The sequence below is a fragment of the Nocardia brasiliensis ATCC 700358 genome (genome assembly GCF_000250675.2).
GTDB lineage: Bacteria > Actinomycetota > Actinomycetes > Mycobacteriales > Mycobacteriaceae > Nocardia > Nocardia brasiliensis_B.
Genome location: NC_018681.1, coordinates 5,522,827 through 5,539,283, shown reverse-complemented (window position 1 = coordinate 5,539,283; position 16,457 = coordinate 5,522,827). Strand labels below are relative to the sequence as shown.

Genomic DNA, 16,457 nt, shown 5'->3' with positions numbered 1-16,457 from the left:
TGTCGGTAGGTGTTGGGGCACAATCTGATTCGACCAACGTGTCGCGAAACCTCAAGAGATCGCCGGGATCTCGGCGCCCGGTGGTAGGACCAGCACGTCGGCGTGGAGGTCGAAGGCGAGGTCGGGACGGTCGGGGTCGATCGGGATAGCGAGGGCGGTCTCGAACCACACCTCGACCTCCTGGCAGTCGCGACGCAACGCGATCACCGGCCGCGCGGTCCCGCAGGTATCAACGACGACGGAATCCAATGTCAGCCCGCACGCAGTGACGGTGTCGAGAACGATGTTGTGGTTGTAAAGGAACCGGGCGGCGGCCTCGGCGTGGCCAACCGATGGTGCTTGCACGACGCAATACCAAGGTTGGGAATCGACGGCATCAGGGTGCGGACCGTCGAACGTTGGTGTGCCAGGGATGACGGCGGCAAGCCGCAATTGCTTGCTGATCAGCAGGCCGATGACGGTGAAGGTGGCCATCAGAGCAGGCTCATTGCTTGCAGGGCCAGGTCATCGAGGGTGTCGGCGCGGTCGGGGTCGGGGATGGTCTGGCTGTAGCTGGTGACCGCGTGGGCGATCCCGGCAGCGGTGAGCTGGCCGCCGGCGATGAAGTGGGCGAAGATCCCGGCACGTTCGTCGTCGTTGAATCCGAGCTGTTTGGCGATGACCTCGATGGCGCGGTCGGGTTTGGTCACCGGAGTGGTGGCGTGACGTTCGAGTTCCTCGACACGAGAGTTGAGGAATTGCGGGGACAGCCATTCCGACACTTTGTCGCGGGTTTCGGCGGTGATCACCGAGAGCCGTTTGCGGTAGGTGTCCTGGGACCAGCCGCCGATCGTGCCGGTGTCGAGTTTGTCGCCGAGATGGCGTTTGGTGTAGGAGAACAACGGCAGGGTCAGTCCGTTGCCGCAGATCCTGATGAACAGCTCCGGTTTCAATGTCACGGCGTGGTGGCCGATTTCGGAGTTGGAGAACCGGAACCCGGCGAAGACCACCGGTTCGGTGCCCGGGCGGTAGCCCTGGCCTTCGCGGGCCGCGGCCCGGCGCCACCGATCGATCTCACCGGCTACGCGTCGGCGTTCGGTCTCCAGTTCAGGGTTGTCGAAGGGGTTGCGGTAGTTGGCCAGGAAGCCTGGTGCGAGTGCGGAGACCTTGGGGGAGAACACTTTGCAGTGCATGCTGGACTCGCTCAGATCACACGAACGCACTTCCACATCGGCGTCGGCTTCCCGGATCCCGTCCAGGACCGCGGAGAGCACGTCGAGGTTGTCGATGATCCCGTAGCGATCCGACAGAAACGCTCGCAGCACGCCGGGTTCACCCGCAGCGCCGGAGGTGAACAGCCGCAACAGAAACGACCGGTCATCAGCGTCGGTCAGCGCGGGTGCGTTGAGGGGGCCGTGGAGCAGCCCGTTGACGTTGGTATCGTAGAGGTCGGTACGGCGGTGTTCGCGCAGCCACTTCAGATAGCCCACGGGGATTTTGAGTTTGGTGCCGATATGGGAATCCGCGGCAGCGGTCGGGCGGTAGCGGCCCTCGACATCGGTGACACCGCGTTCATCGAGGACCGGGGCGACCCCGGACAGATCCAGGAAACCGTCACGCGCGCGCAGCGCCGAGGCGGGTGCGACGATATCGACCTTGGCGGCCTGCTGGCGGTTGAGCAACGCGACCAGATCAGCGAGGTCGGCGTGACGGACCGTAGTCGGGATCGGCATGAGAACTCCTACTCGGGAAGAGGATTCGGGAAACAACCTCGATATCTGCGCGCGTTCATGCAGACAGTGGGGTGTGGGTCGAGGCCAGCAGCGCGTAGCTGGCTTCGGCGTGGGCTTGCGCGTGCAGGGCTGCGCGCTTGGCCTGCTGTTCGAGGACACGAGCCTGGTCGTGGAGGCTGTTGGCCTGCACACGCAGCTGCTCGGCGGCCCAGTGGCGATGGCGCGCGACGCGATAGTCGGTGAGGAACTCGACGCTGATCGCGGTGAGCAGATCGGTGAGCAGGCCGGTGACGGTGTCGCTGATATCGGTCACCCGCTGGCCCAGGTGCAGCCGCAGCGCACCGGGTTCGCCGAGACTGACCATGGAACCCACCCCGATCGAGAACGGGTGGAATGCGCTGGTGCAGCGCGGGTTTCCCAGCGGGCGGCCATCGACTTGAAGTCCGAAGAACTGGAACTCGACCGCCGGACGCGACTCACGACGGCCGTCGATGATCACGGTGTGCTCGGCCATGTCGACAAACACCCGCCCCCGCACCGGAGCGTCATCGGTGGGGAACAGGTGATAGGCGCTGCCGTGGATAGTGGAGTTGGCGTGCTCGTCGACGGTGAAAGCTGGTATAGGCATGGCTGATCGATGTCCCTTCTCGTGATCGGAGTTCAGCTGGCGGCCCGGTCGGGCCAGCCCGGCCGGGCGAACGCGTGAGTGATCTGAGTGACCGTGGCCTGAGAGCGGCGCCGGCGCGCGCGAGCGGTGTCGGTGAAATCGCAGGTGACGATCTCGGTCGTGGGCGGCGGGTGGTGCCAGTCGTCGCGGTAGTAGCTGGTATCGATGCCGCAGTTGGCGTGCAAGGTGATACCGGTCCCGGCCCGGAAGCGGTGATACTCGGCGTCACCCTGGTCGTGCTCCATCCGGGGGCGATCGCTGTATCGGAACGGTGCCGAGGTCTGCGGGATCAGGAACACTCCGTGGCGAGCGAGCTGGGCGGCCACCGCGATCGTGTGGTATTCGAAGCGTGGACCGTGGTAGCCGGGACCATCCGCGGTGCGGGCGACGTGCCCGAAGGGCGGGTTGGCGATCACGGTGTCGAACGAGCGCATCCGTTGCCGGTGCAAACCCAGCAGATCCCCACACCACCACGTCGCCTCGGGCACGACCTTCATCCCGACCCGCACGAATTCGGGGTTCCGTTCGACACACACCAGTTCCCGCGCCGGTTCACCGTTGGCTTGCCCGTAGGGATTGCGGCATGCGAAGGCCAGCCCGCCGATACCCGCACCGAGATCGAGGATTCGAGTACCGACGACCTCGATACGCATATCATGGGCCAACCCCAGCGGGGTGAAGAACGCCCCATCCGCAGACTGAGTCGTGCTGGTCGATTCCTGATAGTGGGTGAGCACGAACAACTTCTCGTCCTCGCTCAGATCCCGGCGAAGATCGACCAACGCACACGCCTCACGATGCGCGCGAGCTCGCACACGCCCCAACTTGCCCATCGCAAATCACCTCCTGACAAGACAGGCCGAATCCGTACTGGACTCGACTTTCGAGTGAAACGGCTGTTTCGAGACCAGCGGCACTCGACCTGGCTGGGTGGTGAGAGCAGGGCTTGTCTCAGACGAATTCCGCGCAGCATGGTCACGAACTCGCGTCTAGGGACGACGGGGCGGGCGCCATCCTGGACAATGATCTGGTGGCAGATCACATCCCCGCGGAGACGAGTTCGGCGCTCGCCGCGATCCTCACGCCGCTCGCACTGGACAACCCTCGGGACGGGGACTGCATCACCGTCGCGGGACAGGTCACCGCCAGGCTGCGCGAGCGAGGCCTGGACGCCGACACGGTGACGATCGCGGGATGGTGTGACCGGTCCGAGAAGATCCTCGCCTTCTTCCATCACGTCACGCTGCACCGCGGCATGGTGCTGGATGGCACTGCGCGACAGTTCGATCCGAGCCTGCCCACCGCGTGGGTGCTCGCCCTACCGGCCTACCTAGGAGAAATCGCAGACGCCACCGGCATCGACCACGCCACCGTGTTCTCCTCCACCGCCGCACCAGCACGCAAGTCAGACCCGGCACGCGCGCAACATCCGACCCAGACCCGTCATGATCGCCGGGCTACGACACAGGTAGCGGATGCGCGGCACATCCGGAGCTGACATACCGCACGTCGCGTCCCAGGATGACCTAACCGGACGCTTGGATCGAAACGGGGACAACCGGTCCGGTGTTCCGACCGAGCCACAGTTTCGAGCGCACCGGGGCGAAGGTCGCCGGGAAGACGGACATGTTCCCGGCCTGCCGAGGCCGCGTGCCGACGGGATGCCCGTACCGTGGGTGACCTTCATGCTCGACATCGAGGACGTGTGGTGGGCCACGGTCGACACGCCGCGGCTTCTTCGCTGCCAGGCTGAATGGCTCTGCCAACTGTGCGGGTTGGAACTACCCGCGAGAGCGTGGGTAGTCGTCGAGCCGGACGGCGAAGTCGTCAGCGGTGCAGCACTGCACCGCGACTGTTTGACGCTCGCGAATCGATGGTGTCCACACTTGCGGCTGGCCACATACGAACAGGTCGAGGTGGACAGGACTCGGATACTCGCTGACGACGTGCCTCTCGACAGCTTCGCGGCAGAAGATGCCATCGACGAGTGGGGTAGCTACGGCGACGGGCTGCGCCGGTGGGCTATCGCGGAATGGGCCGAATTGCATTTGATGCAACACTCGTCGAGTGGCAGGGATACGCCACCAATGCTTGGACCGACTACGTCGCCGCCCATGCCAACTCCGGCTGAAGGTTGGATCTGATCTGACAGAAGGCGCGTTGCCATGCCCAGAACGATCAAAGCCCCGGAGTCGAGTGGCTCGGGCACGCCAACCGATCCGGCGTGGGATCCGCCCCGCTGTGCGCAGGCGGCCGGCGAGTTCGCGGCCGCGAGTGTCTATCACCTGTGGGACCGAGACCGCATCACCTACGCTGTGCATCCCGATCTCGTGGCGATGCTGGCAGGAACCTCGTCGACGTCGATTCCCGGGCTGGTCTGGACCCCAGTTGCCACACACCGAACCTCTGGTGCTGCTGCCCGAGGCGACCGGCCAGATCACACTACGTACCGGCGAATCCGGTTGTTTGGCAGGGTTTTTCACCCACGGACGCCGCCAGGACGGGTGGTTGTGTCCGGTACACGACGCCACGCGCGCAGGGTTGGGGCTGCTGAACGACCACACCATTCTCCTCGAAGCGAGGATCGTCGCGGCCCTGGTCCGCCTCTTCGGGCTGCCCGTGTCACGCATCCTTACCGTCACCATGCTCGGTCAACACCATCGCCAACTCAGCGAACTGTCTCGGCGTCAAATTCTCGACTTCGGCGGCCAGTCGCGGATCCGGAGACACCGCCTCGAGCAGGGCCTGTCTGGACGCGTAGGTGGTGTAGCCCTCGGCGCTGCGGTCGCAGGCAGCGGCTGTTCGTTGCGGATCGGGGAGAACACCACGATCGGCGGTGTCGGTGAGCGACCACCATGGCGAACCGGCGGTGATTGCCGTGGTCATCCACAGATGTGTCAGCGGGGCACAGGCATGATCGAGACCGCCGGCCAGCGTGGCGAGCAGCACCGTGAGTTCGTAATCCAGTGTCGTGCACGACAGCGAGTCGCTCAGACGGTCATCGACAACGATCGCCAGAGTGCAGGAGGCACCGACATGGCGTGCGGCATCGCACACGCGCACGACCTCCGCAGCGACCGGGTCGGTCAAAGCGAAGGACGCGACCGCGCTGCGGCCCAGGTTTCGGTCCTCGCTGCCGGTGTTCAATAGTACGAGCACAATCCGACGTTGCGGATCGTAGCCCAGCGAGGCCGGCATCGAGGCAATCAACGCGGCGGGATCGAATCGTGGAGACGACATAGCTGACCAACTCCTTCCATGGACCAGCGAGCACATGCAGGACAATCAACACCGAAGTTGCGACACAACGGGTTCCGGTCGGTCCGCCACGGAGTCCGCTGCACGCCGATCACGCCGCGTCTGGGGACGAGTAGAGGTCGTGCGCAGCCAGTTCCAAGGCGGCGAGCCGGGAATCAGCATGGCTGTACCAGCGCTTGTCGAAGCCGGCTCGTTGTTTGGGCAGGACCGAATCCGGTGCGGCGACGAAGAATTCCTCCAGCCGTGGAAAGGTGATCGACGCCTCGGTCAGCCACACCCGCGTGTGCTTGCCGTCATCGTGCGGGCAGATGCCAAGGTGGACACCGAGTTCGGTGAGGAACCGCGAAGCCGCGGCGCGACTACCGCGATAGATCGTCTCGACCGAGCGCCACGCCGTCGCGGGGCGGCTATAGCAGCGCCGCACCCGATAGACCGCCCACCCGCACCGATCGAGCTCGGCCGCAGCCAGTGCGAGGACGTGATCGGCGCCGTCGCGGCGGAGCCGATCGGCCAACGACTTGCCGGGCCCGAATAGCCCGGAATTGCGATTCAGCGCGAGGGTGACGTACTCGTCGAGGAGATGCTTGAACGCCTCGGCTGGCGCTGCGATGTACCGTTCGAGCTGCTCGGGCCAGCCGGGTACGGAAACGAAACAGCATTGGCGGCAACACGATTTGGGCCACCACACACCGAACAACCCGAACAGATAGCCATGGCAGCGGGCCCGGGACCAGCCTGCCTCGTGCAGTGGGTAGATTGGTTGCCGCTGACCACCCATCGTGACCGAGGAATCCTTCTCGATCCGGCGTGACTCATCAGCATTGAATCCCATCGCGTGCACATACGGTCCGTGACCCAAATGCTTTGCACGCCAGAGATCCAAAGGCATGCCTTTGGACTTGGCCGAACACGTCCTTGTGCCGCCGAGGGTGGGAAGGACGCCGTTGGCGCGGTGCTCGGCGCTGAGCGCGTAGAAGCCGTGCTCGTCGGCATCGGGATGTAGTCGTTGCGGGCGCCGCGAGTCTTGCAGTACTACGATCCCGTCCGTCGCTGAGGGGCCGGCACGAGCGACCTCGACGAATCTGATCGCTCGCTCGCGCAGTAGTGGCAGGACATGGGCGGTGACGAGGTCGCAGGTGCTGGTCCACTCGTCGCCGGTTTGGGCGACCATGACGATCAGGTTCGACAGATCATCGCGTAGCTGCGGTGGACGAAATCCCGGCTCCAGCAGGGTGCGGACGATACCGGCGGTGCTCTCGACACCCATGCCGTAGGACCAGCAGACCGGTATCGATCCGTCATCGAAAAGCGTTGGCAGAGTGAAGAGTCCCTCGGTCTCATCGGCCATCGTGTGACTCCAGGTCAGCGGATCCGTGCGGTATCGACGGTGACGGTTCACCCAGGTCGACGCCGAGATCGGTGGCAGCCTCGAAGCCGCTGTGAGCCAGCCGGGTCATCTTTTCCGGCCGCATCCCAATGGACAGGGCAGTTTCGAGCAGCGTGGCCAGGGGATGTTCGGGGTCGGTGCCCAGGGCGGCCTCCAGGGCGATGCCGGCCACGGGGCCGTCGCCGCGGACGTAGGCGCTGTAGGCGAGCAACGCCGCGGCCTCGGCACGATCGCGACCCGACTGAGCCCGCGCCATGATCGACCACAACGTTTCGGCAGCCGCCGCGTGCTCGCCGACGGCGAGCGCGAACATCACATCACGTACCGCTCTATCACGCAGGGCGACAGCCAGTTCCGCCAATTCCGGAGCCATCAACTGCCCACCGGCCTCGATACTGGCTACCTGCAACAACACATATTCCAGGGACCGCCTGCAGTAGGAGCTGGGATCGTCACGTTGTGCTGCGCGGGCTTGCCGGTCGCGGCCGGCGGCCAGGGCAGCGTCCAGCAGTACGGACACTTCCTGCTGCAGTTCGACATCGGCTCTCACCGCGGCCTCGAGCTCAGCGCGCGAACCGACGACCTTCGCACCGTCAGCGATCGCCGAATCGGCGGGATCTGGCAAGACCCCTGCCCGTGCGGGCCCGACCAAGGTCGACCATGGCTGCTCGGGCTCGATTGCCTGCACCGCCCATGCCGCTGCGAGCTCGATATCCGCGGTAGTGAGCCGCTCGGCGAGATCGGCGACAAGTCTCTCGAATCGTCCAGCCCTGCACGATTCGCCGATATCCCCCGCAGGCATTCTCGGTTCTGTCACCCGGTCATCGACGACGACCGCGAGCACCGTCACTCGGTCTGCGTGCACGGCGACCTGTGAGACGCAACGGGCCACCGTGGTGGCCCGCAACGGGGTGCGGCCCTCGTCCTGATCGAGATCGATCCGCATCACCGCATCGACGAGCACGGAGGTGCCCTCGTGGACCGGCCGCAGGATGAGCACGACCAGCGAACGCTGCGGCGGGAACCCGATCATGGCGGGAATCCCAGCGATCAGTTCACCCGGATCACCGACCAAGACAAGGGTTTTCGCCGTCGAACTCTGATCAGCGCCAGCAGCGACATGCTCGGTCGCTCCAGGCGTCTGGGTGGTTGACTCGTCGTGCATAGGACTGCACTTCCTTTCGACTAGCACTCGATGGGTGAGGTGGGTGGCGACCTGTGCCGCGGACAGGCTCGGACACGCCCGTCCACACAGCTGAGAAGCCGATGTGCCGGTGAGCTGGAATCGGTTGACGGCCAGACGAGCCCGGTACTTCCAACTGCAGGCCGAAGTTTGTTCCGCCTCGCGGCACCAACTGGCTATCCCTCAGCGGCCTGGACGCAATCGCGAACGCGCACAACCCAGTTCGGGGTGAACACGGCAACACACGAAAGGCGGCCAGAGACGTTGGCCGACATTGGTTGTCTGATCAATGGGAGCTCAGAGCGGCATCGACCGAGATAGCTCAATTCTCACTGATCGGTTGTCCAGCAGTCCATCTCGGGAGACGCCGCAAACACGGCCGATGGGCGACGTGTCCGTAGAGGTCTGGCCGTCAGAAGGATGTGTTAACGATTTTCCAGGTCGAGCCCGCGATAGTGCTTCCGGCACAGCGGAACCGGCAAGAGGGGAATCCATGGTGGCAGATGCCTTCGAACGTCTCGATCACGGGAATCGAGACGTCGGTGCCAACATGCACTGCTCCCACCCGACGGGCTCGGCGTCGGCGGTGGACGCCGTGCCGGCGCGGCGGGTGGGAGTGGTCGTATTCGTGGTGATCGCGGCGCTGTGTTCGCTCATCACCGGGGCTATCAGCGCGAACCACGAAAACGACCCGGGATCAGCGATTGCAGTATCAGGAGTGCGTCACCCAGGAGCGGGCTCGCATTGCCCGCGAGGGCAGCCTCCTCCAACCCGAAGACTTCTGCGACCCCCACCCCGGTCGCTAGTCGAGGTTGACGTCAGCGACCAGCCACGGCGCAAGTCCGACCGCCTGGTCGTGCAGAACGAATTCGCGACGGTGCCGTGATTACCAGCCCGGACCGAATCGCGGTGGCGGCCCGGCGGAGCATCGGGGTGGCCCTGCCTTCGCCAGACGACGCTGTCGGTGACCTTGTAGACGATGCAAGGCGTTCGAACACTGATTCCGTGTCGCGAGAGTGCAGAGGGAGCCCTCGGCAGCGAGGCAGCTCGGCCAAAGGGGGGCGGCGGTTGTCGTGGGCAACCCACCGTCTTGATGACGCTGCCCTTTGAAACAAGCCTCGATAGGAGTCTGGCGTGCGGCCTACCGTCCGCTGCCCCCGAAACAGCGGGGGTGGCATACGGAAGGGCCGCCGGTAGGCTGGTGAGCGGGAGAACCAGGTGGGCAGTGCAGCAGGAGTCTCGCCATGCCGAATCCAGGTTCGCCCCGTCTAACCCGCCACCCCGAAGCCCAGCAACGCCTGGACCGGACCCGGAAACGGGTCCTGGCGCGCCGCGCCGAAGCGCGCCGACGCGAGAAGTCCATCACCGAGGCGGTAAAGAAATACATCGCGTCGTGGGTGGCCATCACCGACTGCGAGACCAAACGTGATCAGGAAATCGAAACCTGTCAGCAGAAAATTCAGGAACTGAAGACCCTCGCAGACACCGAGATCGGCAAACATCGCGCACAACAAGCCGTTGCGGCAGCCGCTCTACGGGAGCAAGGTCAATCCGACGAGGACGTAGCGGAACTGCTCGAAATCACCACCCAGCAAGCGCGGCGGCTGATCGCCGCAGCGCGTACGGCCCCGGCTGCATGGGCTCCGCTCGACACCATCACCGGACGCAGAGAAGCAGATAGCCGAATCGCGACCGACGCGGACGAGGAACGAGACTATCGACGCCAGCGCGACAACGTCCGGTAAGCGAGACGAGTCGCAGTGAGGACGGCCCGATTGCGTCGTGCAGCGATTCGTCGTAATTCGGACTCAGACATTCAGGTAGCCTCCGGTATTCCAGACGTACCAGCGGAAGTGGTCCAAAGAAAGGGCCTGGCGGGTCGGCAGGCCAGCGGCCGGTGCGGACGGCCAATAGACAACATTGCAGCGAAAGCAGTAGAAGGCGCAGCGCCACACCGCATATGCAGCGGGGCGCCCTCGGGCGATCCTGTTGTTACGACGAATTCGCTGCGCCGCGAGCGCCAGAACGACAGCGCCGGGTGTGGCCATGAATACGAGTGCCATGAGGGTTTGGATGATGGTGATTACGAGTCCGGATTCACGAGGTTCGGAGGCGGCCAGTGCCGCGAGGATCAGCATGACGAATGCCGGGGACACGAGCAGGAGTCCGACCGACACCAGACGAGCGGCCGATTGCTGTGCGGGCGCGAAGGCCAGCCTCTTGGCGAGCGCGGTGACGTGAGTTCGCTGAATGTCCGCGGTGCCGATCACCGGCAGCAGTCCTGTGGTGGACACACCGACACCGGTGTAGTTGGCGGTGCTGTAGCTGGTGGATATGCCTTCAGCGCGAAGTGCTTCCACGTTCTGGATCGCGTCGATCCGCAGGCAATGTGGACACGAGATATCGATGTCCATGTGAGCGTTCTCCTTTCGAGCGCCAGGCTGGTTGAGCTCGTGCCCGACGGCGGCCGATTCTGGGTAGAACGAAGACTCCTGGTGACATGGAACACTCTCCGCGGTGGGATGTCGAGAGAGGCGAAGAGTCACACAGGTTCTCGACGGGCACTGCGGCGCCCAGGATCACCTGCAGACCCCAGTTCGACGGGCTCCTCGCCACTCGACGGGGGAGTGCACGATGTCGGGTGCAACGGTGTTCGGAGCGCAAACTGGTTCCGCGCATGCGGGCTCTCAACAAGATCGAAACCCGTGCAGGCGCAGCGCTGGTGACCTGTGCATCGCAGTGGAGCGGGCGGGGCAGACTTCACACGTCCCATGGTTTCCCTCGTGGTTTGGATGGAATACGTTGGGAAGTCTCCGGTCATGGCAATTCGCCATGACCGCAGGTTATGGGCACTTTGGGAAGTGATGAGATGTCCCGCGTGGCCTTGAATCCCTGTTTGAGGGTCAGCGGCGAGTCTCCTTAGCTCCTCGTAAAGGTCGAGGGCTAGAGAAACCTGCGGCCTGTCGTGCCTGCCAACTGGACTGCCAGCGACGACTGCTCCCGTAGTCGTTGCGGTACGGCGGTCAGGCGTTGTCGGCGTCTGGTGCCGACACCCACGCGGGACTCGGGAAATGCCGCTTCGGCCACCGAGGTGACCGTGGGTAGGACCGTTCCTCGCTGGGACTTTAACAACCCCGCTGGTTCGGTGCACAGTACCGAAACTAGTACGGGCACAGTCCAAGTCGCACACTGCGTTTCTGATCGACCGCCTATGTACCCGAGGAGGATGGCCGCGGGTTCGTGCCACGAACTGGCGTCAGTACTCGATGGCGTTGGTCGTTGAGCAGATCGAGCGTGTTCACGCCGCTCGGCGCGCGTTCGCGCGCAACCCGCCCCGATGTCCGCAAGACTCGGAACTCCAGCCTAGCCGGCCGCTTTTTCGTAGGCGGTGACGACCTCGGCGGCGATCCGGCCGCGGCTCGACACCTCGACCCCGTTCTGCCGCGCCCATTCCCGGATCGCGGCGGTCTGCTCACGATCGCGCACCGAGCGCCCCTTGCCCTCTTTACCCCGTGGCGCCCGGCCGACCCGGCGTGCCGCCTCGGTCCACGGTGCCAGCGCCGCACGCAACTCCTCCGCGTTCCTCGCCGACAGGTCGATCTCGTACTCGACCCCGTCGATGCCGAACCGGACGGTATCTTCGGCCTTGGATTCGCCGTCGAAGTCGTCCACGAGTTCGACAGTCACCTTGCGCGCCACAACAACTCCTTCTGTTCAGTCCGAAACCGGGAAACGCCAGCCTAATCCGAACACGAGCAGAATCCAGTCCGCCGCGCGTCCGGCACGCCGATGACCGGATTGCGCACAGTCGTCACCTGTGGGAAGTCCGAATACGAGCGTCTGTGTATAGGTTGGATGCGGCCACAGCGGGATCGTTTTCGCTAGGTAAGGATGACACGACCGTTGGTCGATCGGGCCTCGCAGCCGATCACAATCCGAGGACGGCGTCAGATGAGTGACATACCGGATGCGGTGCACCGAAACGATGGACACGGACCTCGCAGACCAGGCCTGCGCCGTGGAGCTTCGGCGCAGATTTAACGACAAGGGAGGTCGCCGAAGGGAGTGACGACTACCCGCGCGATGAGCAATCTACGGCGACTGAATGATGAAATGATGGAGATATCCTTGTCGAACATTTCAAATGGTAGTGAAGTCGGTCAATTGACTGCTGCATCAATACGTGCATTATGGAACGGGCGACTGGAGCTTGTTTCTTCGCAATCGCTGGCAGAATTGGATGAGTCGACAGTCGACGCATTGTGTACAATGGGCCTGCCCATCGATATTTCGTTCGCGGAAGGAAATTACTCGAAATGCACGGGCGGGGAGATGCTGGCTCCGATCTTGGTTGCAGACCGCCAGTTTCTTGTATTCATGCATCATAGTGCCGGTTGGGTCTTTGGGATAGAAAAATCGACCCATGAGATCTGGGCGATATCAGACAGTATGGTACGGCCAGAACTGATATTCGTGAATAGTGACATCGTTCGATTCATCGCCTTCTCTGGATGTATCGACCAGACTGTGAGGAAATCGCGCGACATTTTCCAAACCCTCCCAGGGCAAGGTCTGTATAGTCAAATGAGCCGGTTGATCGCGCTCAAGCCTCTCATCGTAATACTGGAGGAAGCTCAACAAACACTGGCTTTATGGGACCCCCCAGCACTCGCTAGCGACTCGTGGTGGCCGCCGGAGTTCGAGCAATGGACGCTCGGCATCCCCGGGCATGGTGCTCTCATCATCTCGATAGATTAGAAATTGAACCCGAACAGGACTGGCAGGAGTTGGAACTGCCCAGTTCGCGAAGTCGCCCGATGGGAGTTCAGTCGACGCAGCGCCGCGCCTTTGAGTCAGGCTAATCTCTCTACTGGTGGTGACCCGGAGTATGTCGCGGCTGCTCAGTGAGAATGAGAACGTCCGTCGAGGTACCGAACTTCCTGAGCTCCGAAGCAACGAAAGTGTTCGGCGGCGTGGAGAACCCCACTCAGCCCAACGTGGAGATTTGGTTGTGGCCTGTCCGAGCACATGCTGCCAGCTGTGCGGTATCAAAGGCAGCTCTTTCTCGGCCGACCGCAACGCCAACGCCTCGAATCCAATACCGCTGTCCTGGAATAGCTACTGCCGCTCTCACGTCAACGTGATTGCATTCAATGCCTCTAGAACAGGCTGCGGAACGGTGATACCGAGCGACTGCGCTTCGGCCAGTGTGCGGTGGATGCGATCAACGATTGCGTGAGCGTCGTCGGGCTGGGTGCTGTTCTCGGAATCAGTCATCGAGGGGACCTTGCTCCCTTCCTGCTCCGAAGGCCAATCTTGCGGGCCATCCTGCTCGCCCACCTTGCTCTGCAACCCCAAAGATGCCGAACAAGCTGGCCAAGCACCCCAGGTCTGCGCCGCAAGTATCCGCTCCGCTACCTCGATCTGCTGCTCAGGGGTGGCTTTGTCAGCGCTCGCGCCGTACTGGTGACCACCGTAGGCAGCCCAAGTGCCGGGCGCTATCTGCAGGCCGCCATAGTAGCCATTGCCTGTATTTGTTGCCCAATTGCCGCCCGATTCGCATTCGGCGAGGTCATTCCAGTCCTGCTGAGTCGCGGCTACCGCGTTACCGGCGAACGCAGCACCGCCACTGCCAAGTACCGAGCCTATGATTGCGATCCTCGCGAGGGCGCGGTGGTCCGAGATTTTCTTGCGGTGTCGCCCGCTCATAATCAACACCCTAATCTTGCTAACTTGGGGCCGGGCTCAGCCGATTCCCAACGATCTTCAAGTGCAACGATCAACTCTGCGGCTCGCAGAGCGTCGCCGCCGAATGTAGTGCACGACACGCAGTGCCTAGCCTTGATAGTCCCGTGGCTGGGAAGGCGGAAGCGGCCTGATGTTGGCGGCGTGCGCATATAGAACTCTTCCCGGTACAGGTAAGGGTGTGGTTCCGTTGGCCTGTGAAGCGGATAGCATCGGACTTTCTTCCACGATCGAAGTACGACGTGATGTCGCAACCGTCTGCGCCGAGAGCCGGTGTAAGCACTGACCCTCGTTCAAGGCTGAGCAGGCGGCATCACTAAACGTGAGATACTTATGCCACGTCCCTCAATGAAAACAACCAAGCAAGTGTTGATAGCGGCCAGACATCTCTTCTACTGGCAAGGTGCTCGAACTACTTCGGTATGCGAGATCACAGCTGGTGCGGGAATGTCTCCCGCAGGCATGTATGGCCTTTTTGGCTCAAAGGATGAGTTGCTGTTGGCGTATGTAGATGATGTTTGCATGCGGTATCAAGAATGGTTCTCGGACGTCACATCAAATGAAATCGGTAGCCCGCGGGAGCGGATAATCGCACTGTTCGAGGCCATTTCGAAGCAAATACGTACACACGAAGGCCGAGGTTGTCCTTTGATCCTGCTGTTATCGGAATTTCCCGATCGTAGCTCGCCGGTATATCAGCGGGCAGTAGGGTGCAAACGGTGGTTTCGCGACCAGGTTGGTCAGCTTACGGGCGAGCTGAGTGAGTGCGCCCCATCGTCCGCGTCGGAGTTGCTCGCGGATCAACTTGTATTGGTGATCGAAGGTATGTATACGGGCGCTCAGGTCTATGGCCCAGAAGGGCCACCGAAACAGGCGGGAGCGGTACTCGACGCGCTGCTCGCCCAGTATTCGACGAGCTAACGCGGCGATATGCCGGTGGCTCGTTTCGGTGCGTCCGGTGAGTTCCTTGACTGCTCAGGGTGTCACGAGAAGTCTTGTCGCATCGACAGCTGGCGGCAGAGCGAGTCGTTTCCGAGCTGCGGTGGGCTGGATTGCCTGCCTATCTGGGTACCGACAACGCCCCGGACCGACGAGGAGCAAAGGTCCAGGTCGACTATTTCGCGGTGAGCGAGGGCGGTGGCGTCACCTTAGAGTGGTGCCCTGCCCGCAGCCTGGCACTAGCCGCGATGTTGGTTTCCGGTGAGGCGGAACCTGACATGGACGCTCTCTCCAAGGCCGCCAGCGAACTGGCGAAGATCGCTCGAACCGGCAATGTGCCCCCAAGTATGCGCCACGTCGGCAACATTGCGCAGTACATGTAGGGCGCGATCACTGGATTGCTCAACTCAGCCGGGCTGTTCGCTCGGGATGCTGCCAACGAGTACGTCCCGTAGCTCGTCAACGTCCAGACTGATTGATCGCCGTGTGGGGCAGCCGCGCGCAGGGCGAGATCGAGCGCGCGGACGAGAGTGTTGCGCCACATTGAGTTGGCGCGGTCCGGTCGTACCTGCTCGGTTTCGGCTATGTGGCCAATGTTGTTGTACCGCAAGCTCGGTGATTCGACCCGGGTTAGGGGTAATCGCTCGCGGGCTCGGCAGGTGACGCTATTGAATTCGTACTCGGAGTCGATCCCTTCCTCCGCTGGGCTTCCCTGTGTGGGGAAGCATTATCATTTTCTGTTGTTGATAATGCTTATACGCTGCTAAATATGGAGAAGTTCGGACTCTATCGTTCGAGTAGAAAGCTAAGCTGTTGGACTTTGGCGTTTTGCTGTTGATTCCTCTCGGATTCGTGTGCGGGGTTGTAGCTTCCACAGCTGGTTCGCCGTCGCTGTTGTCGTTTCCGATCCTCCTGGCGGCAGGGTATTCGCCAGTGGCGGCGAATGTCACAAATACTGTAGGGATGGTGATGCCGACGACCCTCGGGGGCAGCCTCGGATATCGAGACAAGCTGAAATCGGAGAGGGAGATTGCACTCGGATTGGCTGTAGCCGGCGGTTCGGGAGGTGCGGCGGGAGGGGGGCTGCTCTTGCTGCTCGGTGAGCGTGCATTCGAGGCGGCGATCCCCTCTCTATTGATTGGTGCGGCGGTACTCGTTCTTGCGGGCCCATCACTGGTTCAATGGGTTTCCAGGACCGGCGAATCGATCGATCGCCCGCGAGCCGCCATCGTAGTGACCTTTTTTCTCGCGATCTATGGTGGCTATTTTGGAGCTGGTGTCGGACCGCTTCTGGTCTCAGCCTATGTCACTACCCTCATGGGCGGTGTGCAGCGCGCGAACGCTCTCAAGGTCATGGTTGTACTCTCAGTTAACCTTACCGCGACAATGCTTTTCGTCCTGTGGGGCCCTGTTGATTGGCTTGCCGTGATGGCCTTGGGCGTCGCTAGCGTCGTCGGGGGCTACCTCGGGTCGCGAGTCGCTAGACGGATGCCCGATCTGCTACTGCGGGGCGCGGTAGCGGCGAGCGCCTTGGTCGCGGCCATTCTCCAGATCTGGTGACCAGCG

The 16,457-nt window shown here is 62.8% G+C and carries 17 protein-coding genes; 7 read left to right on the top strand and 10 right to left on the bottom strand.

Annotation, left to right across the window (positions count from 1 at the left end):
• Nucleotides 1-51: 51 nt before the first annotated feature.
• Genes O3I_RS24340 through O3I_RS24325 form a run of 4 tightly spaced genes read right to left on the bottom strand, consistent with a single transcriptional unit; the run spans nucleotide 52 to nucleotide 3,161 of the window.
• On the bottom strand, nucleotides 52-474 hold the full coding sequence (locus O3I_RS24340; protein ID WP_014985650.1) for a hypothetical protein: 423 nt from the start codon (nucleotides 472-474) through the stop codon (nucleotides 52-54).
• Nucleotides 474-1,712: a hypothetical protein gene (locus O3I_RS24335; protein WP_014985649.1), complete on the bottom strand. Its 1,239-nt coding sequence runs from the start codon at nucleotides 1,710-1,712 to the stop codon at nucleotides 474-476. The genes O3I_RS24340 and O3I_RS24335 overlap by 1 nt, the downstream gene beginning before the upstream one ends.
• A gap of 55 nt (nucleotides 1,713-1,767) precedes the next feature.
• Nucleotides 1,768-2,340, bottom strand: coding sequence for a hypothetical protein (locus O3I_RS24330; protein WP_014985648.1), 573 nt, complete (start codon nucleotides 2,338-2,340; stop codon nucleotides 1,768-1,770).
• 32 nt (nucleotides 2,341-2,372) lie between these two features.
• Nucleotides 2,373-3,161: a methyltransferase gene (locus O3I_RS24325; RefSeq protein ID WP_141692144.1), complete on the bottom strand. Its 789-nt coding sequence runs from the start codon at nucleotides 3,159-3,161 to the stop codon at nucleotides 2,373-2,375.
• A 248-nt stretch (nucleotides 3,162-3,409) separates the two neighbouring features.
• Here O3I_RS24325 and O3I_RS24320 point away from each other — a divergent pair, with 248 nt between their 5' ends.
• Complete coding sequence (locus tag O3I_RS24320; protein ID WP_014985646.1) at nucleotides 3,410-3,877, top strand: hypothetical protein; 468 nt, start codon at nucleotides 3,410-3,412, stop codon at nucleotides 3,875-3,877.
• 178 nt (nucleotides 3,878-4,055) lie between these two features.
• Nucleotides 4,056-4,523 (top strand): hypothetical protein, encoded by a 468-nt coding sequence (locus tag O3I_RS24315; RefSeq protein ID WP_014985645.1) that lies wholly within the window; start codon nucleotides 4,056-4,058, stop codon nucleotides 4,521-4,523.
• Between the two features lie 478 nt (nucleotides 4,524-5,001).
• Here O3I_RS24315 and O3I_RS24310 read toward each other — a convergent pair whose 3' ends face one another.
• The 3 genes from O3I_RS24310 to O3I_RS24300 all read right to left on the bottom strand — a co-directional run bounded on the left by O3I_RS24310 (nucleotide 5,002) and on the right by O3I_RS24300 (nucleotide 8,189).
• A complete protein-coding gene (locus O3I_RS24310) occupies nucleotides 5,002-5,619 on the bottom strand; it encodes a DUF4192 family protein (RefSeq protein WP_014985644.1) in 618 nt (205 codons plus the stop codon).
• A 109-nt stretch (nucleotides 5,620-5,728) separates the two neighbouring features.
• Nucleotides 5,729-6,985, bottom strand: a complete 1,257-nt coding sequence (locus tag O3I_RS42885) for a hypothetical protein (RefSeq protein WP_014985643.1) — start codon at nucleotides 6,983-6,985, stop codon at nucleotides 5,729-5,731.
• Nucleotides 6,975-8,189, bottom strand: coding sequence for a DUF4192 domain-containing protein (locus tag O3I_RS24300; protein ID WP_141692145.1), 1,215 nt, complete (start codon nucleotides 8,187-8,189; stop codon nucleotides 6,975-6,977). The genes O3I_RS42885 and O3I_RS24300 overlap by 11 nt, the downstream gene beginning before the upstream one ends.
• A gap of 1,262 nt (nucleotides 8,190-9,451) precedes the next feature.
• Here O3I_RS24300 and O3I_RS24295 point away from each other — a divergent pair.
• A complete protein-coding gene (locus tag O3I_RS24295) occupies nucleotides 9,452-9,952 on the top strand; it encodes a hypothetical protein (protein WP_014985641.1) in 501 nt (166 codons plus the stop codon).
• A gap of 63 nt (nucleotides 9,953-10,015) precedes the next feature.
• Here the strand turns inward: O3I_RS24295 and O3I_RS42880 are convergent, their stop codons facing one another.
• Both O3I_RS42880 and O3I_RS24280 read right to left on the bottom strand, forming a co-directional pair.
• A complete protein-coding gene (locus tag O3I_RS42880; RefSeq protein ID WP_014985640.1) occupies nucleotides 10,016-10,621 on the bottom strand; it encodes a hypothetical protein in 606 nt (201 codons plus the stop codon).
• Nucleotides 10,622-11,570: 949 nt separating this feature from the next.
• Nucleotides 11,571-11,906, bottom strand: a complete 336-nt coding sequence (locus tag O3I_RS24280) for a histone-like nucleoid-structuring protein Lsr2 (RefSeq protein ID WP_014985639.1) — start codon at nucleotides 11,904-11,906, stop codon at nucleotides 11,571-11,573.
• A 366-nt stretch (nucleotides 11,907-12,272) separates the two neighbouring features.
• On the opposite strand from O3I_RS24280, the gene O3I_RS24275 reads away from it, so the two are divergent.
• Nucleotides 12,273-12,965, top strand: a complete 693-nt coding sequence (locus O3I_RS24275; protein ID WP_081594104.1) for an SUKH-4 family immunity protein — start codon at nucleotides 12,273-12,275, stop codon at nucleotides 12,963-12,965.
• 372 nt (nucleotides 12,966-13,337) lie between these two features.
• Here O3I_RS24275 and O3I_RS46820 read toward each other — a convergent pair whose 3' ends face one another.
• Entirely contained in the window at nucleotides 13,338-13,916 is a 579-nt protein-coding gene (locus O3I_RS46820) for a transglycosylase family protein (protein WP_041564265.1), read from the bottom strand.
• Between the two features lie 384 nt (nucleotides 13,917-14,300).
• Here O3I_RS46820 and O3I_RS44015 point away from each other — a divergent pair, with 384 nt between their 5' ends.
• The 3 genes from O3I_RS44015 (at nucleotide 14,301) to O3I_RS24260 (ending at nucleotide 16,451) form a co-directional block, all read left to right on the top strand.
• The gene (locus tag O3I_RS44015; protein WP_014985636.1) at nucleotides 14,301-14,873 is read left to right on the top strand and encodes a TetR/AcrR family transcriptional regulator; all 573 of its coding nucleotides are present in this window, start codon (nucleotides 14,301-14,303) and stop codon (nucleotides 14,871-14,873) included.
• Between the two features lie 131 nt (nucleotides 14,874-15,004).
• On the top strand, nucleotides 15,005-15,274 hold the full coding sequence (locus O3I_RS24265) for a hypothetical protein (protein ID WP_014985635.1): 270 nt from the start codon (nucleotides 15,005-15,007) through the stop codon (nucleotides 15,272-15,274).
• Between the two features lie 430 nt (nucleotides 15,275-15,704).
• Complete coding sequence (locus O3I_RS24260; protein ID WP_167829170.1) at nucleotides 15,705-16,451, top strand: TSUP family transporter; 747 nt, start codon at nucleotides 15,705-15,707, stop codon at nucleotides 16,449-16,451.
• Nucleotides 16,452-16,457 lie beyond the last annotated feature (6 nt).